The sequence below is a fragment of the Acetobacter sp. AAB5 genome (genome assembly GCF_050106715.1).
GTDB classification, from domain to species: Bacteria; Pseudomonadota; Alphaproteobacteria; order Acetobacterales; family Acetobacteraceae; genus Acetobacter; species Acetobacter oryzifermentans.
The window spans coordinates 54,119-76,495 of the sequence record NZ_JBNIEW010000013.1; the positions used below are offsets into that span (position 1 = coordinate 54,119).

The following is a 22,377-nucleotide window of genomic DNA, read 5'->3' on the forward strand; positions in this document are numbered from 1 at the left end:
GTTGAAAGCAGCTTTTTCCGCCTCTCTTCTGGAAAAAGCTGCCGTGCAGGCCGATATATTCATACAGATTGAGACAGATTAAAGTGAGGCACGCAGGCCATGGCCGCAGAGCGTGAACCCCCGATAATGGGTGATGATCTTTTTGGGCTTTCCCCTGAGCCATCGCAGGGAGGAAGTGCGGACGCACGTAAAAAGCCAGCGCCCACACAGCCATTGGCCGACCGTTTGCGCCCGCAGCGGCTGGAAGATGTGGTAGGGCAAGCTCACCTGTTGGGGCCAGATGGTGCGCTAACACGTATGCTCGAACGTGGTTCTCTTGCCAGTCTGATTCTGTGGGGTGGGCCGGGTGTGGGTAAAACTACTATCGCGCGCCTGTTGGCCCAAGCTGCGGGGCTGAAATTTGTGCAGCTTTCCGCCGTTTTTTCTGGTGTGGCGGATCTGAAGAAAGCGTTCGAGAACGCACGCAGGCAAGCAGAAGCTGGTGGTGGCACACTGCTGTTTGTAGATGAAATTCATCGCTTCAATCGCGCACAGCAGGATGGCTTTTTGCCTGTTGTGGAAGACGGCACCGTTGTGTTGGTAGGCGCTACAACCGAGAATCCTTCTTTCGCGCTCAACTCGGCTTTGCTTTCGCGCTGTCAGGTCATGGTGCTGAATCGGCTGGATGACCCTGCTTGTGAAGCCCTTCTGGTAAGGGCGGAGGAAGAAACAGGCCGGCCCTTGCCGCTTACGGAAGATGGGCGCGTAACCCTCCGCGCCATGGCGGACGGTGATGGCCGTTATCTGCTGAACATGGTGGAGCAGCTTTTAAGCCTGAAAACAGAAAAGCCGCTGGATGCGCAGGCGCTTTCCCGCCTGTTGGCAAAACGCGCCATTTTGTATGATCGGGATAGGGAAGAGCATTACAACCTTATTTCCGCGCTGCATAAATCCATGCGCGGATCAGACCCGGATGCTGCCCTTTACTGGTTTGCCCGCATGCTGGAAGGGGGGGAAGACCCACGTTATCTGGCCCGCCGCATGACACGCTTTGCAGCAGAAGATATCGGCATGGCAGACCCACACGCCCTGCCATTGGCTGTGGCTGCTTGGGAAACATATGAGCGCCTAGGCTCACCAGAGGGGGAGCTGGCTTTGGCACAGCTTGTGGTGCATCTGGCCACGGCCCCCAAATCCAATGCAGTTTATAAGGCTTATGGTGCCGCGCGCCGTGCCGCCAAGGCCACAGGCAGCCTGATGCCGCCTGCACATATTCTAAACGCCCCCACAAAGCTGATGCAGGATATCGGCTACGGTAAGGGCTATCAGTATGATCATGATGCGGAAGAAGGCTTTTCTGGCCAGAATTATTTCCCTGACGGTATGAGGCGGCAGAACTTCTATAATCCAACGGGCAGAGGCTATGAACGGGAGGTTCGTCACAGGCTAGAAACATGGTCCCGCTTGCGGGATCGGCGTTAGTCGTGAATATCGGCGCATGAGTGTTGTCAATCGTACCGTAAGCGAAGACGAAGCTGGTATTCGTCTGGATCGCTATTTTCGCCGCCATTACCCGCATCTTACGCAGGGGGCGCTTCAAAAACTGTGCCGCACAGGCCAGATTCGTGTTGAGGGCAAAAGGGTAGAAGCTTCTACCCGGCTGGAACCGGGGCAAACGGTGCGTGTGCCCCCCATACCCATGGCCGCTAAACCCGCGCGAGATGTGTCGCGCCCGCTGGATGAAAAACTGGCGCGCGAAATCCGCAAGATGGTGGTGTATCAGGACAAGCACGTTATTGTTCTCAACAAACCCGCAGGGCTTGCCGTGCAGGGTGGCCCCGGCATTACCAAACATATTGATATGATGCTGGATGGCCTGCGGGAAGAAGATGACCCGCGCCCACGGCTGGTACACCGGATTGATAAAGATACTTCCGGCTTGCTGCTGTTAGCCCGCACACCCGGTGTGGCTGCCAAGCTGGCCGCATCCTTCCGTGGCCGGGATGTGAAAAAAATCTACTGGGCTGTTGTGGTTGGGCGGCCTGATCCACTTTCGGGTGAAATAGACCAGCCATTGGCGCGTTTGGGTGCAGGCCCTGGTTCCATAACCGTGGCGGCAGACCGCAAGGATGCCGATGCGCAATTTGCACGTTCTGTTTACGAAGTGCTGGATTCGGCTGCGCGCAAGTTTTCTTGGCTGGAGCTTTCACCGCTTACCGGGCGTACGCATCAGTTGCGTGTGCATTGCGAGTCTTTAGGCACGCCTATTTTGGGTGATCCCAAATATGGTGGGGCGGCTGCGCATCCTTCCGGTTTTACAGATAGGCTGCATCTGCATGCCCGTATGCTGGATATGCCGCATCCGGCTGGTGGGCGCTTAACCGTAAGTGCCGAATTGCCGCCGCATATGCGTGAAACCTTCCGAACCCTTGGGTTTGTGCCGGGCACCACACCACCACCGTCACGCCGTGGTGGCCAAGCATAAGGACGGTTTAAGTTGAAACAGGAGAAACGCACATGCGTCTGAAATGGAAAATCGGCCTGCTGGCGGGGGCCGCTGTTCTGGCGCTGGGCGGTGCCACGATTGTATCTGCCACACAGGATGCAGACTGGCTTAAAACACGGTTGGCCGATGCAGTGGAAAGCAGCACAGGCCGCCACCTCACAATCGGCCAGTTGCATGTGTGGATTCTGCCTTTTCCATGGGTGGAAGCAAAGGACGTCAAACTTTCCAGCGTGGCGGAAGATGGCGTCAATATGCTGGATATCGGGCAAGTCCGTGCCCGGCTGGCATTGTTGCCGCTGTTTTCGCACCGCATTGCGTTTGAGGATGTCAGCCTGATCAGCCCACAAGTGCAGTTGCGGCGTTTGGCGGATGGGCGGGCAGACTGGCACTTCACACCGGAGGAGCGCCAGAGCAGCGGCGGAGGGGCTTCTTCCAGTTCCGGTAAGATGCACTGGAATCTAACGGTCTCAGATCTTTCACTCACGCAGGCGCAGGTTGCTTGGCTTGATGCAGTGCATCATCGTTCCGGTGCGTTTCAGGTTGCCGAAGGCAAGGTTAAGGGGCTTTCAGGTAACGCGCCTGATTTTGACGTGAAGCTGCGTAAAGGAGCTGGTCAGTTAGCGCTTACCGGGCAAACTGGGCCTTTGTTGCCAATGTCTGCCCAGTTGCCAATGCAGCTCAGAATTTCCCTTACCGTTAATGGTCATCCTGCTGGGTTGGCCCATATAGATGGGTCCATCACAGATCCACAGGGCCAAAAGGCCTATGCGTTGCAGATTGGTGGCTCTGTTGCGCAACTGCGTGATCTGAATGTCTTTTTCCCACATGCAAATCTGCCAGATGGCCGTAACGTATCTATAGATATGGCTGTTGGTGGGCAGGGGGCGCAGCCTGCGCCACAAAGCCTGCATGTGCGGGCAGAAAATGTGGATGTGGGCGCATGGTTGCCACAGGCTGCGTTAACACGTGTGGTGATAGACACAGCCCGGCCAACAGACCCGGTGACGGCTCAGATTGATGGTCAGGTTGGGGCGCAGGTATTAAGCCTGCGTGGCACGGTTGGTACAATGCAGCAGTTGGCTCAGCCTGAGCACGTTGCGCAGCAGGTTGTGCCGGTAGATTTAACGCTTACGCAGGGTGAATCCAGCATACATGGCACAGGCACCCTAAGTGCTGGGGCTTCTGCGTTGGATGTGCATGGCCAGCTTGCGCATGTGGTGCCCGGTGGTGATCTGCCAGCCGCCAATGATCTTAAGGTAGATGGGCGCATAGATGTTGCCGATACGGCTGCGCTGGTGCGGCACCATGCTGTGCCGGATGTGCTGCGTGGCGCGCATGGTGCCGTGGATGTGCAGGCGCAAAGTGTAAATTGGCAAGGTGTCACATGGGCGCATGTCAGCACGCACGCTACGTTGCAAAATAGCAGGCTGACACTTGAGCCCGTGCAGGCAGAGGGCAATGGTTTCCAGCAAGCCGGCCGCTTGGTGTATGATGTCGCAGGTGCTGTGCCTCAGATTGAATTGGCGGCGCATCCGGTGTTTTTACCATTGCCAGTTGTTGAGCGCTGGCTTGGCCTTTCTGCGTCTCTTTCTGGCACGGTGCAGCTGGTGGGGGCGGTTTCCACGCAAGGGGAAACGCCGGAAGATCGGCGCAACAATCTGGATGGTCACCTTGGGATTTCGGTTGTGGATGGCAGCGTAAGTGGGGCTGCTATTCGCACGCTTTTAGGGCCGCAGGTGCCTGTTAAAGGCAAAATGCCAGTCAGGTGCTTTGGCAGCCATATGCAGTTTGCGCAGGGTAACGCCAATATTGATATGCTGGGGCTGGAAACGCCGTTTCTGGTTCTGCATGGGCACGGCACAGTGGGGCTGGGCTCTCAGGCGCTAGATATGCATCTGTCTCCTCGCGTGTTGCTAGGTGGGGCTTCGGCTTCTTCCGATGTTGCGGTGGCAGGTACATTGTCAGACCCCAAACCGCGTATGGACCCGGCTTACGAGGGCCGATACGGCATAAGCATTGGTGGAAATGATGGAGAGGGAGATAGTTGCCCCTCTATGCTTTCCGCTGCGCGTGAGGGTGTGGCTGGGCCAGATGCCCCGCAGAAAAAAGCGGGCAAGGAAGGAAAGGTCATGAACATGTTGCGTGGCTTGGGGCTGTTCCAATGAAAATGGCATCTACCGAACATAATGTTTCTGGCAATGCGCCTGCTGGCCGTAAACGGTTCTGGAAGCAGGCCAATGTCGCGCCGGAAGAGCAAGGCTTTGTGGTGCAGCTTGATGGGCGCAGTATCCGTCTGCCACGCAAGACTCCGCTATGTGTAAAGTCTCGCGCGTTGGCAGATGCACTGGCGGCGGAATGGCAAGCTGCCGGGCAAAATGCAGATGGTCGTTTTTCACCTGCGGATTTGCCTCTTACCGGCATTGCAGGCTCCATGATCGAGCGTATTCCTGCAGAGCGGGAAGGGGTTTTACGCAGCCTTCTGGCTTATGCGGGAAGTGATCTGCTGTGCTACCGGGAGCCGGGGGAAGGTAAGCTGGCACAAGCCCAGCGTAAGGAATGGAACCCGTGGCTGGAGTGGCTGCGTAAGCAATATGGCGTCACCCTGCACACATCCTCTGGCGTGATGCCAATTGTGCAGCCTGAAGAGTCGTTGCAAAAGCTCTATGATGCCATGGAAAAACTGAGCCCAGCGGAATTGGCTGTGCTTGCTGTTTCTGTGCCTGCATTGGGGAGCCTTGTGCTGGGTTTGGCGCTGGTGAATGGTGCAGGTTCTGTAGATGAGCTGGTGGCCAGTGCAACGCTGGATGAACGTATGCAGATGGCTGTATGGGGTGAGGATACGGAAATAACAGACCGTATTGCCGGTATACAGCGGGAAGTGGCCGATGCCGCCCGTTTTCTAGAACTGGCGCGCAAGCCTGCGGTTTGATGTCAACCTTAATGCCTAAGGATTTATATTCGGCGTAACCCTTGGCAAGTTTGCAATCTTCCCCAAGTATGAAGCAGTTCAAGCTTTTAAGGAGCATAGACATTATGAAAATCAAAAAGACCCTTCTGGCAGCAATTGTGGCTGCAGGTGTTTCTGTTGCAGGCGTAAGCGCACATGCAGAACCGGGTAACGGATTTAATGGAAACGGCTTTGGCCCCGGCATTCCGGGTGCAGGGCTGAATGCTCTGGATGGCATTGATCTTACCAAAAAGCAGCGCAAGCAGATCCAGACCATCCTGCAGGAAGCACACCGTCAGGATCAGGCGCAGGATCTCCGTGGTGATTTCGACAAAATCCACCGCCAGATTGAAGATGCCCTGACATCTCCCGGCCCGGTGGATAAAGACAAGGTTGCAACTTTGCAGCAGGAAATGGCTACCCTGCGCGCCCAGCGTGAATCTCAGCATCTGGAAACGGCTTCCCGCATCCATGATGTGCTGACCACCGATCAGCTGGCACAAATCCACGCGCGCCAGGTGAAAATTCATGATCTGCTGGATCAGCTGCATGCGGTAGAACATCCGGCCCCAGCGGCTGATGCAGACAAATCTGGCAAGTAAACCGCCAGAAGGTTCTTGACTCTCGCAGGGGTATCCCGTAACCCCTGCAACAAATCAGGCCCGCCACTCCGCGAGTGTTCGCGCAGTGGCGCGTCTTGTTATGGGGTGTGATACTTTTGTTCGAAGCTCTTTCAGGCAAGCTTTCCGGCGTTTTTGATGGCCTCGCTAAACAGGGAGCGCTGTCTGAAGCCGATGTTCTGGAGGCAATGCGGGAAGTCCGTCTGGCTATGCTGGACGCCGACGTTGCGCTGCCTGTTGTTAAAGACTTCGTTAATAAAGTTAAGGAACGTGCCGTTGGGCATGAGGTGCTGGAAAGCATTTCTCCCGGTCAGGCTGTCGCCAAAATCGTCAATGATGCACTTATTGATGCTCTTGGCGGTGCGGGGGCTGTTCCCCTTAATCTTAATTCCGCTCCGCCTGTGCCCGTTCTTATGGTTGGTTTGCAGGGGTCTGGTAAAACCACCACCTCTGGTAAGCTGGCCCTGCGCCTTAAAACGCGTGAACGTAAAAAGGTTCTGCTTGCTTCTCTGGATACGCAGCGCCCTGCAGCGCAGTTGCAGCTTGCGCAGTTGGCAGAGCAGGTTGGTGTTACGTCCCTGCCGATTGTCGCTGGGCAGGCACCTGTAGAAATTGCCAAGCGTGCCCTCGATACGGGGCGGCTTGAAGGTTACGATGTCGTTATCCTCGATACCGCCGGTCGTCTTTCCATAGACGAAGCGTTGATGGACGAGGTGCGGCAGATTCGTGATGTCACGCATCCGGCAGAAACTCTGCTGGTTGTAGATGCCATGACCGGGCAGGATGCCGTGAATACCGCTAAGGCCTTTAATGAGGCTGTGGGCGTAACCGGCGTTGTCATGACCCGGATGGACGGTGATTCCCGCGGTGGTGCAGCGCTTTCTATGCGCGCCATTACCGGTGCCCCTATTAAGCTGATTGGTACGGGTGAAAAGCTGGACGGGCTGGATGAGTTTTATCCAGAACGTGTGGCCGGCCGTATTCTTGGCTTGGGCGATATTGCCGGGCTTGTTGAAAAAGCCGCCGATACGCTTGATCAGGAAGAAGGTGAACGCCTCGCCCAGAAGATGATGGCGGGCAAGTTCGATCTGGATGACTACGCATCCCAGATCCGCCAGATCAATAAGCTGGGGTCCATTTCCGGTATTCTGGGCATGCTGCCGGGCATGGGTAAAGTTAAGGAAGCTTTGGGGGACAAGGATCTTGATACCTCGATCCTGAAAAAGCACCTTGCCATTATTTCTTCCATGACCAAGGCAGAGCGCAAAAAGCCTGCCATTATCAAGGCATCGCGCAAAAAGCGTATTGCTGCCGGGTCTGGATCTACAGTTCAGGATGTTAACAAGCTGCTGAAGCAGTTTGATATGATGTCCTCCATGATGAAGCGCTTCAACAAACTGGGCTTGAAAGGTCTCATGCGCCAGGGAATGTCCGCGCTCATGCCGAAAGGAATGGGAGGGGGAGGGCCGCCGGGTGGACCTGGTGGCAATCCTTTCCGCTAAGGCGGTCTGTTTCTAGAAGCAGTTTTTCGGGTTTTTTATTTTTGGGTCTGGAGTAACTCCGAATGAGTCTTAAAATTCGTCTTGCCCGTGCAGGTGCCAAGAAGCGTCCTTACTACCACATTGTTGTGGCAGATAGCCGTTGCCCGCGTGATGGTCGTTTCATTGAAAAGGTTGGCGCTTACAACCCAATGCTGCCGTCTGACCACGCTGAACGCGTGCGCCTGACGGAAGAACGCATCAAGCATTGGCTGTCTGAAGGCGCTCAGCCGACAGATCGCGTTGCACGCTTCCTTGGTAACGCTGGTCTGGCACCAAAGCCCGCTTATCGTGAACAGCCGAAAAAGTCTGCTCCGAAGAAGAAGGCACAGGCACGCGCTGCTGAAGCCGCTAAAGCTGCCGAAGCCGCTGCTGCCTAAAGCCTGAAACCATCATGTGTTCAAACCTCATTCTGATGGGCGTTGTTGGTAAACCGCATGGTGTGCGCGGCCTTGTGCGTGTGCGCGCTTATGCGGAAAACCCACAAACGCTGGAGCAGTCTGGGGCATTGCAGGATGATCAGGGCCGTAAATGGTTCCTTAGTTGGCGTGGGGCGGATAGCGTGGCCGAATTGCGGGATGCCAATGGCACGCCGCTGGCTGATCGCGATGCCGCGCAGGCATTGGTAAACACCCGCCTGTATGTGCCGCGCACAGCTTTGCCCGAACCTGAGGAAGAAGAATTCTATCATGCTGATCTGATTGGCATGGAAGCATTCGAAAACGGTCTTTCTCTTGGTCGTGTTGTGATGGTGCATGATTATGGAGCTGGCGCCAGTCTGGAACTGAGTGATGGTTCCCTTGTTCCGTTTACCCAGGCCTGTGTGCCGCAGGTTCATCTGGAACAACGGACAATTACGGTGGTGCGCCCCGAAGAAGTTTCGGGCGAAGAAGGACGCGGCGTTGGTAAACGGCAGAAAACAGAGGTGCAGCCATGAACTGGCAGGCCACTGTGCTCACGCTGTTTCCTGAAATGTTTCCGGGCCCACTGGGGCTTTCCCTTGCAGGGCGAGCACTGGAAAAAGGCTTGTGGACATGTCGGACGGAAGATCTGCGGCAGCATGGTCTGGGTCGGCATCGTGCAGTGGATGATACACCGTTTGGTGGTGGTGCAGGCATGGTTATCCGCCCAGATGTGGTGGATGCCGCTTTTGCTGCCTCTCAGGCGCCAGCGGATGTGCCGCGTGTGTATCTTACGCCACGTGGGCGGCCTTTAACGCAGCAGGATGTGCGGCGTTATGCGGCTGGTTCTGGGGTGTTGTTGCTGTGTGGTCGGTTTGAAGGTGTGGACGAACGTGTGCTGCAAGCGCATGACGTCGAGCAGGTATCTATCGGAGATTACATTCTCTCTGGTGGGGAAACTGCCGCACTGGTGTTGCTGGATGCGTGTGTGCGCCTGCTGCCCGGCGTGATGGGGTGTGAAGAAAGTGGCGTAGAGGAAAGTTTTTCCGAAGGGCTGCTTGAATATCCGCACTATACCCGTCCTGCCGAGTGGGAAGGGCGCGCTGTGCCGGAAATCCTGCTTTCGGGCAATCATGCCGCCATCGCGGCCTGGAGGCAGAAGCAGGCAGAACAAATAACGCGGGAAAGAAGGCCGGATCTGTGGTCTGCCTGGCTGGCTCGCAAGGAAAGAAACATGGCTGAAGCTGTGGGCGGGGCCGCACAGACAGACCATTTTGGGGTTTGAGGAAGGATACCGACATGAACATCATTCAGCAGTATGAAGCTGCAGAAATTAAGCGTCTGACAGCAGAGCGCGCTGTTCCGGAATTCGAAGCCGGTGATACGGTGCGCGTTTCCGTTAAGGTGCAGGAAGGTGAACGTACCCGTCTGCAGGCTTTTGAAGGCGTTGTGATTGCCCGTTCCAACAAGGGCCTGAACAGCAACTTCACCGTGCGCAAAATTTCCAATGGTGAAGGTGTGGAACGTGTGTTCCCGCTGTACGCACCTACGGTGGCAGAAATCAAGGTTGTGCGTCGTGGTAAAGTGCGTCGTGCAAAACTGTACTACCTGCGTGGCCGTAGCGGTAAGTCTGCACGTATTGCAGAACGCCCGCGTGAAGTGGTTGCCCCGGCAGCCAACTAAAACCATATAACCGTTTACTGCGGTCTGATATGGTTTTTAAAACCCGGCTGGCCTATGTCAGTCGGGTCTTTTTGATATATAGGCATACCACAACAGCGCTAGCCCAATAGGTGTGCTGGTGCATGTAGCGTAAGAAATATAAAGGAGGAGGGCATGGGCCCGCGTACGTTGTTCGACAAGATCTGGGATGATCACGTCGTTGAAACTCTGCCGGACGGCACCTCTATTCTTTATATTGACCGGCACCTTGTGCACGAAGTCACCAGCCCGCAGGCTTTTGAAGGCTTGCGTCTGGCAGGGCGTAAACTGCGCCATCCGGAAAAAACGGTGGCGGTGGTTGATCACAACGTGCCCACGTCTGACCGTACCCAGCCGATTGAAGAAGCTGATAGCCGTAACCAGATTGAAACGCTGGAACGCAACGTTAAGGAATTCGGGGTTCCGTATTTCCCGCTGCTGTCTGCCAATCAGGGTATTGTGCACGTTGTCGGGCCAGAGCAGGGGATTTCTCTGCCAGGCATGACCATTGTGTGTGGTGATTCCCATACTTCTACGCATGGTGCTCTGGGTTCGCTGGCTTTCGGTATCGGCACATCGGAAGTTGAGCATGTTATGGCTACGCAGACCATTCTGCAGCGGCCAGCCAAAAACATGCGCGTTACGGTAGATGGCGCGCTGGGCGCTGGTGTTTCTGCCAAAGATATCATGCTGGCTATTATCGGGCACATTGGCACGGCTGGTGGCACAGGGCATGTTATTGAATTTGCTGGCTCCGCCATTCGTGGTCTGGATATGGCTGGCCGCATGACGCTGTGCAACATGGCGATTGAGGCCGGTGCACGTGCAGGTATGGTTGCGCCAGATGAAACCACATTTGAATATGTGCGTGGCCGTCCCTTTGCCCCCAAGGGCGAAGAGTTTGATAAGGCCGTTGCCTACTGGAAAACGCTGGCTTCTGATGAAGGCGCGCATTTCGATAAGGAAGTGACGCTTCGGGCAGAAGATATCAGCCCTAGCCTGACATGGGGCACCAGCCCAGAAACAGTGCTGCCCATTACGGCTGCCGTGCCTAACCCTGCTGATGAAGCAGATGAGGCCAAGCGCACCCAGATGCAGCGCATGCTGGACTACATGGGGCTGGAAGCCGGGCAGAAAATTGCAGGCACACCGATTGATGTGGTTTTTATTGGGTCTTGCACCAACAGCCGCATTGAAGATTTGCGTGCCGCTGCGCAGATAGCCGCTGGCCGCAAGGTGGCTGAAGGCGTGCGCGCCATGATTGTGCCGGGTTCGGGCAACGTAAAGCGGCAGGCAGAAGAAGAAGGTCTGGATCAGATTTTTCTGGATGCCGGTTTTGAATGGCGTGAGGCCGGGTGCTCTATGTGCCTCGGCATGAACCCGGATCGGCTGACACCGGGCCAGCGTTGCGCTTCTACATCCAACCGTAATTTTGAAGGGCGTCAGGGGCCGGGTGGTCGCACACATCTGCTGTCTCCAGCTATGGCTGCTGCTGCTGCCGTTACCGGGTGCCTGACTGATGTAAGGGAGCTGGCATAATGGAAAAATTTACAACCCTGTCGGCTATTGCTGCGGCTCTGCCAGAAGCTAACATTGATACGGATAAAATTATTCCGGCACGGTTTCTTAAAACCACGCAGCGCACTGGTTTGGGCAAAAATGCCTTTGATGCTATGCGCTATCTGCCAGATGGCAAAGAAAACCCGGATTTTGTGCTGAATAAAGAGCCATGGCGCAAAGCCGAAATCCTGATTACCTATGATAATCTGGGTTGCGGTTCTTCTCGTGAGCATGCGCCTTGGGCATTGTTGGATTTTGGCATCCGGTGCGTGATTGCCCCTTCTTTTGCAGATATCTTTTTCAATAACTGCTTCAAAAACGGCATTTTGCCGATCCGTCTGCCGCGCGAAATTTGCGATGAGCTGATGGAGGATGCCAGCATGGGCAGCAATGCCCGCCTTACGGTTGATCTGCCCCGGCAGGTGATTGTGCGGCCAGATGGGCAGGAAGTGCCTTTTGAAATCGATCCGTTCCGCAAGCATATGCTGTTGGAAGGGCTGGATGATATTGGCCAGACACTTCAGCACGAAACAAATATCGAAGGGTATGAAAACCGGGAAAACCGGGAAAAACCCTGGATGCCTTCCATTCATATTGATTGATTATTCTGGAGCTGCATGATGACTGCACAGAACACAGCCATAAAACTTCTTGTTCTGCCGGGTGACGGTATTGGCCCCGAAATCATGCGGGAAGTCCGGCACGTTATTTCATGGCTGGAAAGCCGTCGTGGCCTGTCCTTCGATATTACGGAAGATCTGGTTGGTGGTGCTTCTCTGGCAGAATACGGTGTGCCTATCCGTGATGAAGTGATCGAGAAGGCCTGGGCGGCGGATGCTGTGCTGTTTGGCTCGGTGGGGGATCCAAAATGGGCACATGTGGGGTTTGAAAAGCGCCCGGAAGTAGCCATTCTCAAGCTGCGGCAGGAACTGGGGCTGTTTGCCAACTTGCGCCCCGCCAAAGTGTTTGATGCACTGGTTGATGCCAGCACGCTTAAGCCGGATGTGGTGCGCGGTCTGGATATTATGATCGTGCGTGAAACGGTGGGCGGTATCTATTTTGGCAACCCACGTGGCATTGAAACCCTGCCAGATGGCAGCAAGCGCGGTGTGAACACAGAAGTTTACACCACATCCGAAATTGAACGTGTGGCACGTGTGGCGTTTGATCTGGCGCGCAAGCGGTCCAACCGTGTGTGCTCTGTTGAAAAATGCAATGTCATGGAAAGCGGCCTTCTGTGGAAGGAAGTGGTGACAGATGTGCACGCCAAAGAATTCTCGGATGTAGAACTCTCTCACATGCTGGCCGATAACTGCGCCATGCAGATGGTGCGTAACCCGCGCCAGTTTGATGTGATTGTAACAGGCAACCTGTTTGGTGATCTGCTGTCTGACCTTGCATCTATGCTAACAGGCAGCTTGGGTATGCTGCCTTCTGCAACGCTGGGTGCTGTGCGTGAAAATGGCAAATTCCCTGCGCTGTATGAGCCCATTCATGGTAGTGCGCCCGATATTGCCGGACAGGGCATTGCAAACCCAATTGCGCAGATTCTATCTTTTGCCATGCTGCTGCGTTACTCCCTGAACAAGCAGGAAGAAGCAAACATGATTGAGCAGGCAGTTTCCAACGTGTTGGAAAGCGGTCTGCGCACAGCAGATATCATGAGCGAAGGCATGGCGCGCGTTGGCACATCCGTTATGGGTGAAGCCATTGTGCGGGAGCTGGATAAGCTCCAGAAGTAACGCTTTTAGCAAGCTACCAGTTAAAAAAGCCGCTCCACTTCAGGTGGGGCGGCTTTTTTTATGTGCGCGAAGCTATCAAACATAGCAGGCACAAAAAAGGCCGGAACATCCGTAGGATGCCGGCCTTTTTTGGATAGAAGGATGGAAAGGCTTAGAAGCCTTCGCGTTCCAGACGCTTGCGTTCCATCTTACGAGCACGGCGCACGGCTTCTGCCGCTTCACGGGCCTTGCGCTCAGACGGCTTTTCGTAGTGCCGACGCAGCTTCATTTCACGGAAGATTCCTTCACGCTGCATTTTCTTCTTGAGCGCTTTAAGAGCCTGATCGACATTGTTGTCACGGACGAGAACGTGCACTTGGTCTCTAACCCCTGTTTCAGAAAAATCCGGGTAACCCGGCTTTTTGTAGATTATACGGAACCGGAACCGTCGCGGCCTTGCGGGGCGCCGATTCCTTTGTTGGCGGCCTCTATAACACGGCCTTTAGACAAGATACAATTTGTTCTTTCGTGTTTAAAATGCACTTCTGAGTGCTTTTATTGTGCAACCTCCATAGAAATGGGGTGAAAAATGGCAGTTCTTGCAATAGCCCGCATGGGGCACCCGGTTTTAAGGCAGCCCGCGCAGGAGGTGCCAGACCCCACAGCCCCAGATATTCAGCGCCTGATAGTGGATATGCGTGAAACTCTGGAAGAAAGCGGTGGCGTAGGGTTGGCGGCCCCACAGGTTTTTGTGTCTCAAAGGCTTTTTATTTACAGCGTGCCGCTGGCACGCAGTGAAGGGGAAGATGATCCGCCTTTGCCTGTGCAGGCTTTAATCAACCCGATTTTAACGCCAGTTGATGAGGAAATGCAGCTGCGGGCGGAAGGCTGCCTTTCTCTGCCTGACCTGCGTGGGGAAGTGCCGCGTTATAAGCGCATATGGTATGCTGGGTTTGATCAGCATGGTCAGAAGGTGGAAGGCATGGCCACGGGCTTTCGGGCGCATGTCATGCAGCACGAAATGGATCATCTGGATGGAATCCTCTATCCCATGCGGATGACGGATATGAGCAAATTTGGATTTGCAAAAGAAATCACACGGTATGGGGCATAAAGCATGAGCACGGGTGCAGGTAAGATAAGTCAGGCTATCTCATTGGCAGTGGCAACTTTGGCTGCTGGCATTATGCCTGCGCCTTTGGAGCGTGACCCTGCGCGGGATGAGATCTTGCGTAAAATGGCTGCGGTGGCCGGAGAGCGCGGATGGGGCATGGATGTGCTGCTGCAAGTGGCAGGCCCAGATGCTGACCTGCTGTTTCCGGGTGGGAGTGCGGAGCTTGTGGAAGCGTGGTTTGATCTGTGTGACAGAGATATGCTGGAAGCTATGTGGGATACGGAAGAAGCTCGGCTAAGCCAGCGTGTAAGGCAGGCGCTGCTGTATCGGCTCCCAGCAGATGCGTCTGTCCGTGCAGCTTCGCGCAAGGGCCTTTCTGTTTTGCTGGCACCGTGTGAGGGAAAAGCGCTGCGCCGAAGCATGATGCGCACCGTTAATGCCATCTGGCAGGCCGCGCAGGATGACTCTTCTGGGCTAACTTACATGACCAAGCGCCTGAGCTTGGGCGGTGTATATGCCTCTGTGTTGCTGTACTGGCTGGCCCGTGGCGATAATGAAGCCGCTTTGGCTGCGTTTGTGGACAGACGTCTGGCAGATGTTCTGCGTTTTGGGCGTATCAAGGCCCGTATGGGTGGTTTTCCCTTTATGGCGCGCGCTTAAAAGCAGGGAGCCTGAATGCATATGTCCCTACCTCATGAAACAGCAGGGGCAGACCTGCTCTTTCTACGGGAAGAGCAGTTGAGGCTGGCGCAAACCCTCATGTTTCTGGCATCGCGCGATATGGCGCAGGCTGTTGAACCCGTTTTAGAAGAAGATGGCTTGGGGCACGCGCATTACCGGGTGTTGCAGGTTCTGGCATTTAGCCCCGGTATTCCAGTTAGTCGCCTTCAAGCTGTGTTGGGGGTGACAAAACAAAGCCTTGGCCGCACCATGCATGAACTGGAAGCAAGGCAGTATCTGGAAAGCCAACCGGGCCGCCAAGACAGGCGGCAGCGTCTGCTTTTTTTAAGCCCAGAAGGTAAGGCGGCAGAAGCCAGATTGTTTGCTGTTGTGCGCCAGCGCCTTGTGGCAGCGTACCGGGAGGCAGGAGGCGCAGCCGTAGAAGGGTTTCGGCGCGTGATGCGTGGAATGTTATCCGAGCAGAGTCGGTCTGTGCTGAATGAAGATGCAGCAGGCAAAAAAGGAGGGCGGCATGGAGCATGAGCGCGAGAGTGTGGAAGAAGATGTCGCCCCGCATGTTATCGTGGTGGATGATGACCCACGGTTGCGGCGGCTGTTACAGCGTTACCTGTTTGAGCACGGTTTTCGGGTAAGCGTGGCGGCTAGTGCGGCAGAAGCACGGCAAACGCTGGAAGGTATTCAACCCGATGCCATGGTGCTGGATGTGACCATGCCGGGTGAAAACGGTTTGGAGCTGACACGCGCACTGCGTGATGAGGGGCAGGAACTTCCCATTCTGCTTCTTACGGCACGAGGAGAGCCAGCAGACCGTATTACGGGGCTGGAAGCTGGGGCAGATGATTATCTGGGTAAACCTTTTGAGCCGCGTGAGCTGCTTTTGCGCCTGAAAGCACATTTGCGCCGGCATCAGCCTGCTCCGGCAACGGATAATCTGCGCATCGTGCGGTTAGGGGATAAGGAGTTTGATCCGGTTCGGCTTATTCTTAGCGGCCCCAATGGCACCATCCATCTTACGGGAGGGGAGGCCGCTTTGCTTTCCGTATTGGCGCGCAGGCCTAATGATGTGTTCTCGCGGGAGGAAATCGCCAAGGCGCTGGACATGGCGGAAATTGGAGAACGCGCCGTAGATGTGCAGGTTACGCGTCTTAGGCGGCGTATTGAGCCCGACCCCAAGGAACCACGATACCTGCATACCATCCGTGGGCGTGGGTATGTGCTCAAACCCGGGCTGTAAGACGAGATCATGCAGCGCAGCGGGCTAAAGCTTTTTCCATCCTCATTCTGGAAATCACGCAGGGTGGAAAAATCCATGCGGCGCGTGCTTCCACGTTCGCTTCTGGCGAGATCTTTGCTGATTGTGTTGATTCCCTTGCTGATCACACAGGGCATCGCGCTGGAAGTGTTTTACGGTAATTTTCTACAAGTTGCCTCGCGGCGTCTTTCAGATTCCGTTACATCGGAAATTGTGCTCTCATTGAACGCCTTGGAGCGTTTGAAAAAACCGGCAGACAGGCAGTGGTTTGTAGAGCAAGCCCAGCAGCATTTGCAGTTGGTGGAATCGTGGCATTCCAATGCACGGCTTAGGCGTTTTGGCTCTACCCATGTGTTGGGGCCTATGGATGAAGATCTGGCCCGCGCCTTACGTGCCTCCATTAGCTATCCGTTTTTTGTAAACTGGCGGGAAGACCCCCATACAGTCAAAATTTCTATTCAGTTGCCTGATGGTGTGCTGGATGTAGAAGCACCGCGTAAGCGGTTGGATATGGGGCAGATCTGGCTGTTTGTGGCGTGGGCTGTTGGCAGTTCCTTGCTGTTGTTTGTGATTGCCAGCCTGTTCATGCGTAACCAGGTGCGGGCTATCCGGCGGTTGGCCCATGCAGCCGAACAGTTCGGGCTTGGGCGTGATATTGGCCCTATTCGCCCGGCAGGGGCGCAGGAAGTGCGTAAAGCTGCTGTGGCCTTTAACCGCATGCAGGATCGGATTTACCGTTTTGTATCGCAACGCACGGGGGTTCTGGCGGGTGTATCGCATGATTTGCGCACGCCACTTACCCGTTTGCGGCTTTCTTTGGACATGATGCCCCGTACCGGCATGGTGCGCGCAGAGGATATTCAACCCGACGTGGAGGACATGATTGGTGATGTGGCTGAAATGGAGCACATGATTGCCAGTTATTTGGCCTTTGCGCGGGGGGAAGGGGCCGAAAATGTTGCGGAAACCGAAATAGAACCCTTTTTGGAAGACGTGGCTGCTGCGGCCCGGCGCGCTGGCGCGCATGTTTTTTCCGTGCGTGTGGCGCAGGGGTTGCGCGTGCATATGCGCCCAGATGCCATGCGCCGCGCATTAACCAATTTGGTGGATAATGCCCGGCGCTATGCAAAGCATATCAATTTAAGCGCTCAGGGCCAATCAGATGGCGTTGTGGTGATGGTAGATGATGATGGGCCGGGTATCCCCCCAGAACGTCGAGATGGCGTTCTACGGGCTTTTGAGAGCGGGCGTGGGGGTGGAACCGGGCTGGGGCTAACAATCTCACGCGATATCGTGCGTGCACATGGCGGCGAGATGGAATTGTTGGATTCCCCAATGGGTGGTCTGCGCGTCAGGCTGTTCCTGCCGCGCTAGACCTGCTGGTGGTTACAGAGAGTTGCCAGAACCAAAGTGGCCTGGCCCCTGATTGTTCATGCCCATACCGCCTGCGCCACCGCCTGCGGAGCCCGCGCCCATCATGTTCTGCATGGGGTTGTAGCGGCCCACGTTCCCCAGAATCTGCTGCAGGATGTTAATTTTTGTGCCCGGCGTGGGGGTGATGCTGTTGATCATGGCGACAGAGCGGGAATCTTTTTTGTTCAGCGTGCGTAAGCTCTGAAGGTTGCCTGCATCATCAAACTTCAGCACCACAACCTGCTGCTTGCCGATTCCCGGAAAATCCATGGGAATCAGATATGTGCTCATGGAAATATAGATCCATGTGTTGTCATCAAATGCTCCCTTGGTGGTGGGAGAGCCTAGCAGATCTAACGCATCGGCCCGTGTGCTGGCGCCGGGGATAAGCTGGTTGTAATCATCTGCCTCAATCAAAGAGCCACGGGGCGTGGGGGTTGGCCCAAACACGGCGCAGCCAGAAAGCGCTATTACTGCCGCCAACGCGCCGCAGGTATTCCGCAGGCGTGATATTTTGTTCTGGCGTGGCTGCTTCATTCGGTTGAGGCTTCCCTAAGTATAACATTTAAGGCATCCGCACATCGCGGCCATGTAACAGTCGGATGCCTCAAACTGATACGAAGCGTCAATTACAGAATGGTTTTTTCCATTCGTTTTTACACTTTACCCCCTTTAGCTTTCCTTCAAAAAGCCCCAATTAGAAAAAGCGTTGCAGATGGGGGTGTGCCCGTAAGTGTATGCGCCCCTGTAAACGATCTTCCTCTGCCAGCTCAGGAGGCTGCCATGTCTGAAAAACCAGAATTTTCCCGCCCAATGGCATTGCGCCGAATCGGAGGGCAGGAAACTGCAGTGACGGTGGAAGCAACAGAACAGGAATGTGCAGCGATTGCCCGCCGCCTTGGTTTGCCAAAAATTACACTTTTCCGCTGTCGGTATCTGCTTAAGGCCGATCGGCACAGCGTGGTGGAGGCAGAAGGTGCGCTGGCTGTTCATTATACGCAGACCTGCGTTGTCAGCCTTGAAAACTTTGAGGATGTTCTGGCAGGAGCATTCAACGTTCGGTTTGTGCCTTCTGAACGGTTTGTAGAACCCGAAGAGCCTGATTTGGATGCAATTGATGAAATTCCGTATGAAGGGCAGGATATTGACTTGGGTGAAGCTGCTGTAGAGCAGTTTGCGCTTGATCTGGACCCATACCCACATGCGCCGGAAATTGATCTGCCAGAAGGCCTTGTTCTGAGCGAGGAAGAAGCAGAAAAGCTTCTGGAAGAAGGGGAGCAGGATGAAAAGCAGAACCCCTTTGCGGCCCTGTCTCGGCTAAAACCGGGGAAGGCCTGATCTAGGCGCGGTACGGGTTTTCTTTCTGGATTGCTTGCGAAAATGCTTGCTGTCTGCTAGAGGCCCCGGCTCAGTCTGGTGATAAACCTGTGTTGTTGTCCGGTGGGGTGAAAAAACACGCTGCCGGGCGTTTTTAAACCGTTTTTCAAGAGGGGGCTCGGGCTCATGGCTGTACCCAAGAAGAAAACCTCGCCTTCACGTCGTGGCATGCGTCGCAGCCATGAAGCTCTGAACGTGGAAGCTTTTGCTGAATGCTCTAACTGTGGCGAACTGAAGCGCCCGCACCATGTGTGCAGCCATTGTGGCCATTACGATGGTCGTGAAGTGGTTGCTTCTGGTAAGGCACTTAAGGTTGCTGTCCGCGCTTAATAGCGTGGGTTTGCGGTAAAACGCGCATTGCAGCGTGATGCGCGTTCTGTGGGAGCAAGGCATCTGCGGTATGGCAGAGAAGCAGGCATGAACAAGACCGAGATTCCAGATAATTCCCTTTCTGAACAGGACGAGGTGTTCAGCCTTGCCGTGGATGGAATGGGAGGTGATGGGGCTCCGGAAGTTGTTGTCGCCGGGCTCGCCGCCGCCGCTGAACGGCACCGAGGCATCAAGGTGCTGCTGCTGGGAGATGAATCCCAGTTGCGGCCTTTGCTGGCAAAGTACCCCAAGGCTGCATCCATATGCACCATCTCGCATACGGATCAGTCTATCCCAATGGATATGAAGCCAACATCTGCTTTGCGGATGCGGCGATCGTCCATGCGCCTTGCCATGGATGCCGTGGCAAGTGGCCGCGCCCGTGGTGTGGTTTCTGCTGGTAACAGCGGTGCCATGCTGGCTTTGGCCAAGATTGTTGTCAAAACCCTTCCGGGTATTTCCCGTCCGGCCATGGCGGCCATCAGCCCTACCATCAAGGGTGATGTGGTCATGCTGGATTTGGGTGCGAATGTGGCGTGTGACTGGCGCAACCTTGTAGAGTTTGCCGTAATGGGTGAAGCTTTTGCCAAGGCTGTGTTGGGGCTGCCTGCGCCTTCTATCGGGTTGCTCAATATCGGTTCGGAAGAGCTGAAGGGTGATGAAAAGCTGCGCGTAGCAGCAGAAGCCCTGCGAGAAAGCCCATTGGCTTCGCAGTTCCATGGTTTTGTGGAAGGGCATGATATTACCGCAGGTACAACCGATGTGGTTGTAACTGATGGGTTTACCGGAAATGTCGCGCTTAAAACCGGGGAAGGGGTGCTTAAAATGGCAACCACTCTCCTGCGGCGCGTATTTAAGCGTGGTATTGTTTCCAAAATTGGATATCTGCTTGTGCGTCCGGGTTTGGAACGCATGAAGGAATGGCTTGATCCGCGCCGTTACAATGGGGCCGTTTTTGTGGGCCTGAACGGTGTGGTTGTTAAGTCTCACGGCGGCACGGATGCAGAAGGTTTTGCCGCAGCGGTTGATGTGGCGATGGATATGGTGACGCACGGATTTAATGACAGTATCCGTGATCGTCTCTCCCATATGAGTGCACTTCTCTCTCCCCAGCAAAATGCGGAGGAGCGCGAGCCAGCGGTTCCCGTTTCCTGATTGGTACAAGACTGTCTGATCAGTAGCGGCATGTTGGGTCGCTACCGCATGCTGTTGGCTGATAATGAAAGAACGGTTTATGGCGAAACGTTCGCTTCTGGTAGGGTTTGGCGGTTTCCTGCCAGATCGGGTTGTTAGCAATGCAGAGCTGGCAGAACGTCTTGAAACATCAGATGAATGGATCAAAACCCGCACAGGTATCACCCGCCGCCATCTTGTTGGGCCGAATGATACGGCAGCCAGCATGGGGGCAGAGGCCGCACGGCGCGCCTTAGACTACGCGGGGCTAACGGCTGAAGATATTGATGCAGTTTTTGTGGCGACAGCCACGCCAGATCAGGCTTTTCCTGCAACGGCTGTACGTGTTCAGGCCGCATTGGGCATGAAGCAGGGCTTTGGCTTTGATATTACTGCCGCATGCTCTGGCTTTATTTTTGCACTTTCCACCGCAGATGCGTTTATCCGTTCCGGCCAGATTCGGAACGCGCTGGTTATCGGCTCTGAAGTGTATTCCCGCATTATGGATTGGGAAGACCGTACAACCTGTGTGCTGTTTGGGGATGGTGCTGGCGCAGTCGTGCTTTCTGCCTCGGATGAGCCGGGTGAGCGCGGTATTCTTTCCACGCATTTACATTCCGATGGTACAGCGGGTGATCTGTTGTATGTGGATGGTGCCGTGGGGCAGCCAGATAAAAGCGGACATCTGAAAATGAGCGGGCGTGATGTGTTCCGCCATGCCGTTGGCAAACTTTCTTCTTCTGTAGATGAAGCGCTGGAAGCTGAAGGCCTTTCTTATGCAGATGTAGATTGGCTGGTGCCGCACCAGGCGAATATCCGCATTATTGAAGGCGTTGCCAAAAAGCTGAACCTGCCTGCTGAGCGGGTGGTGATAACGGTTGATCGGCATGCCAATACCTCAGCGGCATCTGTGCCTTTGGCATTGGATGAGGCTGTGCGTGATGGACGTATCCAGAAAGGTGACCTGGTTTTGATGGAAGCCTTGGGTGGTGGTCTGACATGGGGTTCTGCTTTGGTAAGGCTATAATTTTAGAACATATTGTAAGCACAACTGCGTGAATGAATTGACGCGGCGTGTAAGCGTGTTACTTTAATTTTTATGGAAACTGTCACACGTGCATCCTTGATAGAGCAGATCTATCAGCAGGTTGGCCTGTCTCGTAAAGAATCCTCCGTTCTTCTGGAAGATGTTCTGGAGACGGTGATGGACGCTCTTGAACGCGGCGAAAGTGTTAAAATCAGCGGATTTGGCACTTTTTCGGTTAGGAAAAAAGGCCAACGGAGCGGCCGTAATCCGAAAACGGGTGAGGAAGTTCCGATTTTGCCGCGTTCGGTCTTGGTCTTTCGTCCGAGTCAGCTTCTGCGCGCTGAAGTAAACCACGAAACGCTAGATGCAGAAGCGGAGCATGATCATGACTGATGAGGCGCAGACTTTTTCCGAAACAGGAGGAGAGCAGTCTTCTCCGGCGGCGGAAAATGTAAGCACGAATTCAGCGCCTACCGATAAAGGGCCGTTTGCCTTTCGGACAATCAGCGAAGTGGCAGATGAACTTCATGTGCCGCAGCATACCCTTCGGTTGTGGGAAACGCAGTTCCATCAGGTTCGTCCGTTAAAGCGCGGTGGTGGCCGCCGATATTATCGGCCAGCCGATATAGAGCTTTTACGCCATATTGCAGATTTGCTTTACACTCAGGGTTATACCATCAAAGGCGTGCAGCGGATTCTGCAAAGCGGTGGTGTGCCTGCTGCTGAAACGCCTGCACCTGAAACAGCCCCACAAGATGAGGCTGAAAAGCAACCAGAAACTGCAACAGAGGGAACTGCACCATCTGAAGCTGCGGTAGAAAAATCTGAAACTGTAGAAGATTCTGCCGAAAAAGCAGTTGCTGTGGATGATAACGCATCCACAATCCAGCCAGAGCCAGAGCCAGAGCCAGAGCCAGAGCCAGAGCCAGAGCCAGAGCCAGAGCCAGAGCCAGAGCCAGAGCCAGAGCCAGAGCCAGAGCCAGAGCCAGAGCCAGAGC

The 22,377-nt window shown here is 54.9% G+C and carries 26 protein-coding genes; 24 read left to right on the forward strand and 2 right to left on the reverse strand.

The genetic code is table 11. From position 1 onward, the window contains the following. Positions 1 to 99 precede the first annotated feature (99 nt). The 13 genes from ACP7IZ_RS11630 to leuB all read left to right on the forward strand — a co-directional run bounded on the left by ACP7IZ_RS11630 (position 100) and on the right by leuB (position 12,994). Positions 100 to 1,461 carry a replication-associated recombination protein A gene (locus ACP7IZ_RS11630; protein WP_426849330.1) on the forward strand — a complete coding sequence of 454 codons (1,362 nt, stop codon included), beginning with the start codon at positions 100 to 102 and terminating at the stop codon, positions 1,459 to 1,461. 16 nt (positions 1,462 to 1,477) lie between these two features. Then, on the forward strand, positions 1,478 to 2,464 hold the full coding sequence (locus ACP7IZ_RS11635) for an RluA family pseudouridine synthase (protein ID WP_426849331.1): 987 nt from the start codon (positions 1,478 to 1,480) through the stop codon (positions 2,462 to 2,464). 32 nt (positions 2,465 to 2,496) lie between these two features. Next, positions 2,497 to 4,650, forward strand: coding sequence for an AsmA family protein (locus ACP7IZ_RS11640; protein ID WP_426849332.1), 2,154 nt, complete (start codon positions 2,497 to 2,499; stop codon positions 4,648 to 4,650). Beyond that, on the forward strand, positions 4,647 to 5,414 hold the full coding sequence (locus ACP7IZ_RS11645; RefSeq protein ID WP_426849334.1) for an ATP12 family chaperone protein: 768 nt from the start codon (positions 4,647 to 4,649) through the stop codon (positions 5,412 to 5,414). The genes ACP7IZ_RS11640 and ACP7IZ_RS11645 overlap by 4 nt, the downstream gene beginning before the upstream one ends. 104 nt (positions 5,415 to 5,518) lie before the next feature. Then, positions 5,519 to 6,034 carry a Spy/CpxP family protein refolding chaperone gene (locus ACP7IZ_RS11650; RefSeq protein WP_070324973.1) on the forward strand — a complete coding sequence of 172 codons (516 nt, stop codon included), beginning with the start codon at positions 5,519 to 5,521 and terminating at the stop codon, positions 6,032 to 6,034. 116 nt (positions 6,035 to 6,150) lie between these two features. Continuing rightward, entirely contained in the window at positions 6,151 to 7,554 is a 1,404-nt protein-coding gene (gene ffh / locus ACP7IZ_RS11655; protein WP_426849359.1) for a signal recognition particle protein, read from the forward strand. A gap of 62 nt (positions 7,555 to 7,616) precedes the next feature. Then, positions 7,617 to 7,970 carry a 30S ribosomal protein S16 gene (rpsP, locus tag ACP7IZ_RS11660; RefSeq protein ID WP_426849336.1) on the forward strand — a complete coding sequence of 118 codons (354 nt, stop codon included), beginning with the start codon at positions 7,617 to 7,619 and terminating at the stop codon, positions 7,968 to 7,970. Between the two features lie 14 nt (positions 7,971 to 7,984). After that, positions 7,985 to 8,527 carry a ribosome maturation factor RimM gene (rimM, locus tag ACP7IZ_RS11665; protein WP_006116495.1) on the forward strand — a complete coding sequence of 181 codons (543 nt, stop codon included), beginning with the start codon at positions 7,985 to 7,987 and terminating at the stop codon, positions 8,525 to 8,527. After that, positions 8,524 to 9,276, forward strand: coding sequence for a tRNA (guanosine(37)-N1)-methyltransferase TrmD (gene trmD, locus ACP7IZ_RS11670; protein ID WP_426849339.1), 753 nt, complete (start codon positions 8,524 to 8,526; stop codon positions 9,274 to 9,276). Before rimM ends, trmD begins: the two co-directional genes overlap by 4 nt. Before the next feature lie 14 nt (positions 9,277 to 9,290). After that, positions 9,291 to 9,674, forward strand: coding sequence for a 50S ribosomal protein L19 (gene rplS / locus ACP7IZ_RS11675; RefSeq protein WP_035350614.1), 384 nt, complete (start codon positions 9,291 to 9,293; stop codon positions 9,672 to 9,674). A 153-nt stretch (positions 9,675 to 9,827) separates the two neighbouring features. Further along, a complete protein-coding gene (gene leuC / locus ACP7IZ_RS11680) occupies positions 9,828 to 11,231 on the forward strand; it encodes a 3-isopropylmalate dehydratase large subunit (RefSeq protein ID WP_414145468.1) in 1,404 nt (467 codons plus the stop codon). Next, on the forward strand, positions 11,231 to 11,854 hold the full coding sequence (gene leuD / locus ACP7IZ_RS11685; RefSeq protein WP_006116498.1) for a 3-isopropylmalate dehydratase small subunit: 624 nt from the start codon (positions 11,231 to 11,233) through the stop codon (positions 11,852 to 11,854). The genes leuC and leuD overlap by 1 nt, the downstream gene beginning before the upstream one ends. Before the next feature lie 15 nt (positions 11,855 to 11,869). Continuing rightward, a complete protein-coding gene (gene leuB, locus ACP7IZ_RS11690; RefSeq protein WP_426849341.1) occupies positions 11,870 to 12,994 on the forward strand; it encodes a 3-isopropylmalate dehydrogenase in 1,125 nt (374 codons plus the stop codon). A gap of 151 nt (positions 12,995 to 13,145) precedes the next feature. On the opposite strand, the gene rpsU is transcribed toward leuB, so the two are convergent. Beyond that, on the reverse strand, positions 13,146 to 13,349 hold the full coding sequence (gene rpsU / locus ACP7IZ_RS11695) for a 30S ribosomal protein S21 (protein WP_019088333.1): 204 nt from the start codon (positions 13,347 to 13,349) through the stop codon (positions 13,146 to 13,148). Between the two features lie 213 nt (positions 13,350 to 13,562). Between rpsU and def the strand changes: the two genes are divergently transcribed. Genes def through ACP7IZ_RS11720 form a run of 5 tightly spaced genes read left to right on the forward strand, consistent with a single transcriptional unit; the run spans position 13,563 to position 17,394 of the window. Next, a complete protein-coding gene (gene def / locus ACP7IZ_RS11700; protein WP_426849342.1) occupies positions 13,563 to 14,087 on the forward strand; it encodes a peptide deformylase in 525 nt (174 codons plus the stop codon). A gap of 3 nt (positions 14,088 to 14,090) precedes the next feature. Beyond that, positions 14,091 to 14,747: a rpsU-divergently transcribed protein gene (locus ACP7IZ_RS11705; protein ID WP_426849343.1), complete on the forward strand. Its 657-nt coding sequence runs from the start codon at positions 14,091 to 14,093 to the stop codon at positions 14,745 to 14,747. Between the two features lie 21 nt (positions 14,748 to 14,768). Beyond that, positions 14,769 to 15,290: a MarR family winged helix-turn-helix transcriptional regulator gene (locus tag ACP7IZ_RS11710; protein ID WP_089179939.1), complete on the forward strand. Its 522-nt coding sequence runs from the start codon at positions 14,769 to 14,771 to the stop codon at positions 15,288 to 15,290. After that, complete coding sequence (locus tag ACP7IZ_RS11715; RefSeq protein ID WP_003623943.1) at positions 15,280 to 16,002, forward strand: response regulator; 723 nt, start codon at positions 15,280 to 15,282, stop codon at positions 16,000 to 16,002. The genes ACP7IZ_RS11710 and ACP7IZ_RS11715 overlap by 11 nt, the downstream gene beginning before the upstream one ends. Positions 16,003 to 16,011: 9 nt before the next feature. Then, positions 16,012 to 17,394 (forward strand): ATP-binding protein, encoded by a 1,383-nt coding sequence (locus ACP7IZ_RS11720; protein WP_426849346.1) that lies wholly within the window; start codon positions 16,012 to 16,014, stop codon positions 17,392 to 17,394. Between the two features lie 12 nt (positions 17,395 to 17,406). Here ACP7IZ_RS11720 and ACP7IZ_RS11725 read toward each other — a convergent pair whose 3' ends face one another. Further along, entirely contained in the window at positions 17,407 to 17,970 is a 564-nt protein-coding gene (locus ACP7IZ_RS11725) for an outer membrane protein assembly factor BamE (RefSeq protein ID WP_019088338.1), read from the reverse strand. Between the two features lie 246 nt (positions 17,971 to 18,216). Between ACP7IZ_RS11725 and ACP7IZ_RS11730 the strand changes: the two genes are divergently transcribed. From ACP7IZ_RS11730 to ACP7IZ_RS11755, 6 genes are all read left to right on the forward strand, one after another. Then, entirely contained in the window at positions 18,217 to 18,771 is a 555-nt protein-coding gene (locus ACP7IZ_RS11730) for a DUF177 domain-containing protein (RefSeq protein ID WP_426849348.1), read from the forward strand. A 165-nt stretch (positions 18,772 to 18,936) separates the two neighbouring features. Beyond that, on the forward strand, positions 18,937 to 19,140 hold the full coding sequence (gene rpmF / locus ACP7IZ_RS11735) for a 50S ribosomal protein L32 (RefSeq protein WP_006116507.1): 204 nt from the start codon (positions 18,937 to 18,939) through the stop codon (positions 19,138 to 19,140). Positions 19,141 to 19,227: 87 nt separating this feature from the next. Beyond that, positions 19,228 to 20,334, forward strand: coding sequence for a phosphate acyltransferase PlsX (gene plsX, locus ACP7IZ_RS11740; RefSeq protein WP_003623933.1), 1,107 nt, complete (start codon positions 19,228 to 19,230; stop codon positions 20,332 to 20,334). A 64-nt stretch (positions 20,335 to 20,398) separates the two neighbouring features. After that, on the forward strand, positions 20,399 to 21,379 hold the full coding sequence (locus ACP7IZ_RS11745) for a beta-ketoacyl-ACP synthase III (RefSeq protein WP_089179255.1): 981 nt from the start codon (positions 20,399 to 20,401) through the stop codon (positions 21,377 to 21,379). Positions 21,380 to 21,451: 72 nt separating this feature from the next. Then, positions 21,452 to 21,772: an integration host factor subunit alpha gene (locus ACP7IZ_RS11750; RefSeq protein WP_003623929.1), complete on the forward strand. Its 321-nt coding sequence runs from the start codon at positions 21,452 to 21,454 to the stop codon at positions 21,770 to 21,772. Next, positions 21,765 to 22,377, forward strand: a 613-nt coding sequence (locus ACP7IZ_RS11755; RefSeq protein ID WP_426849351.1) for a MerR family transcriptional regulator, incomplete at its 3' end; no start/stop codon positions are given. The genes ACP7IZ_RS11750 and ACP7IZ_RS11755, both read left to right, overlap by 8 nt.

Bases quoted from the DNA above. Each gene is read 5' to 3' on its own strand.
- trmD (WP_426849339.1), top strand. From the start codon at position 8,524: ATGAACTGGCAGGCCACTGTGCTCACGCTGTTTCCTGAAATGTTTCCG.
- ACP7IZ_RS11705 (WP_426849343.1), top strand. From the start codon at position 14,091: ATGAGCACGGGTGCAGGTAAGATAAGTCAGGCTATCTCATTGGCAGTG.
- ACP7IZ_RS11710 (WP_089179939.1), top strand. From the start codon at position 14,769: ATGTCCCTACCTCATGAAACAGCAGGGGCAGACCTGCTCTTTCTACGG.
- ACP7IZ_RS11715 (WP_003623943.1), top strand. From the start codon at position 15,280: ATGGAGCATGAGCGCGAGAGTGTGGAAGAAGATGTCGCCCCGCATGTT.
- leuC (WP_414145468.1), top strand. From the start codon at position 9,828: ATGGGCCCGCGTACGTTGTTCGACAAGATCTGGGATGATCACGTCGTT.
- plsX (WP_003623933.1), top strand. From the start codon at position 19,228: ATGAACAAGACCGAGATTCCAGATAATTCCCTTTCTGAACAGGACGAG.
- ACP7IZ_RS11750 (WP_003623929.1), top strand. From the start codon at position 21,452: ATGGAAACTGTCACACGTGCATCCTTGATAGAGCAGATCTATCAGCAG.
- ACP7IZ_RS11630 (WP_426849330.1), top strand. From the start codon at position 100: ATGGCCGCAGAGCGTGAACCCCCGATAATGGGTGATGATCTTTTTGGG.
- ACP7IZ_RS11650 (WP_070324973.1), top strand. From the start codon at position 5,519: ATGAAAATCAAAAAGACCCTTCTGGCAGCAATTGTGGCTGCAGGTGTT.
- rplS (WP_035350614.1), top strand. From the start codon at position 9,291: ATGAACATCATTCAGCAGTATGAAGCTGCAGAAATTAAGCGTCTGACA.
- def (WP_426849342.1), top strand. From the start codon at position 13,563: ATGGCAGTTCTTGCAATAGCCCGCATGGGGCACCCGGTTTTAAGGCAG.
- ACP7IZ_RS11645 (WP_426849334.1), top strand. From the start codon at position 4,647: ATGAAAATGGCATCTACCGAACATAATGTTTCTGGCAATGCGCCTGCT.
- ACP7IZ_RS11720 (WP_426849346.1), top strand. From the start codon at position 16,012: ATGCAGCGCAGCGGGCTAAAGCTTTTTCCATCCTCATTCTGGAAATCA.
- rimM (WP_006116495.1), top strand. From the start codon at position 7,985: ATGTGTTCAAACCTCATTCTGATGGGCGTTGTTGGTAAACCGCATGGT.
- ACP7IZ_RS11745 (WP_089179255.1), top strand. From the start codon at position 20,399: ATGAAAGAACGGTTTATGGCGAAACGTTCGCTTCTGGTAGGGTTTGGC.
- leuB (WP_426849341.1), top strand. From the start codon at position 11,870: ATGATGACTGCACAGAACACAGCCATAAAACTTCTTGTTCTGCCGGGT.
- rpmF (WP_006116507.1), top strand. From the start codon at position 18,937: ATGGCTGTACCCAAGAAGAAAACCTCGCCTTCACGTCGTGGCATGCGT.
- rpsP (WP_426849336.1), top strand. From the start codon at position 7,617: ATGAGTCTTAAAATTCGTCTTGCCCGTGCAGGTGCCAAGAAGCGTCCT.
- ACP7IZ_RS11725 (WP_019088338.1), bottom strand. From the start codon at position 17,970: ATGAAGCAGCCACGCCAGAACAAAATATCACGCCTGCGGAATACCTGC.
- ACP7IZ_RS11640 (WP_426849332.1), top strand. From the start codon at position 2,497: ATGCGTCTGAAATGGAAAATCGGCCTGCTGGCGGGGGCCGCTGTTCTG.
- ACP7IZ_RS11635 (WP_426849331.1), top strand. From the start codon at position 1,478: ATGAGTGTTGTCAATCGTACCGTAAGCGAAGACGAAGCTGGTATTCGT.
- ACP7IZ_RS11730 (WP_426849348.1), top strand. From the start codon at position 18,217: ATGTCTGAAAAACCAGAATTTTCCCGCCCAATGGCATTGCGCCGAATC.
- leuD (WP_006116498.1), top strand. From the start codon at position 11,231: ATGGAAAAATTTACAACCCTGTCGGCTATTGCTGCGGCTCTGCCAGAA.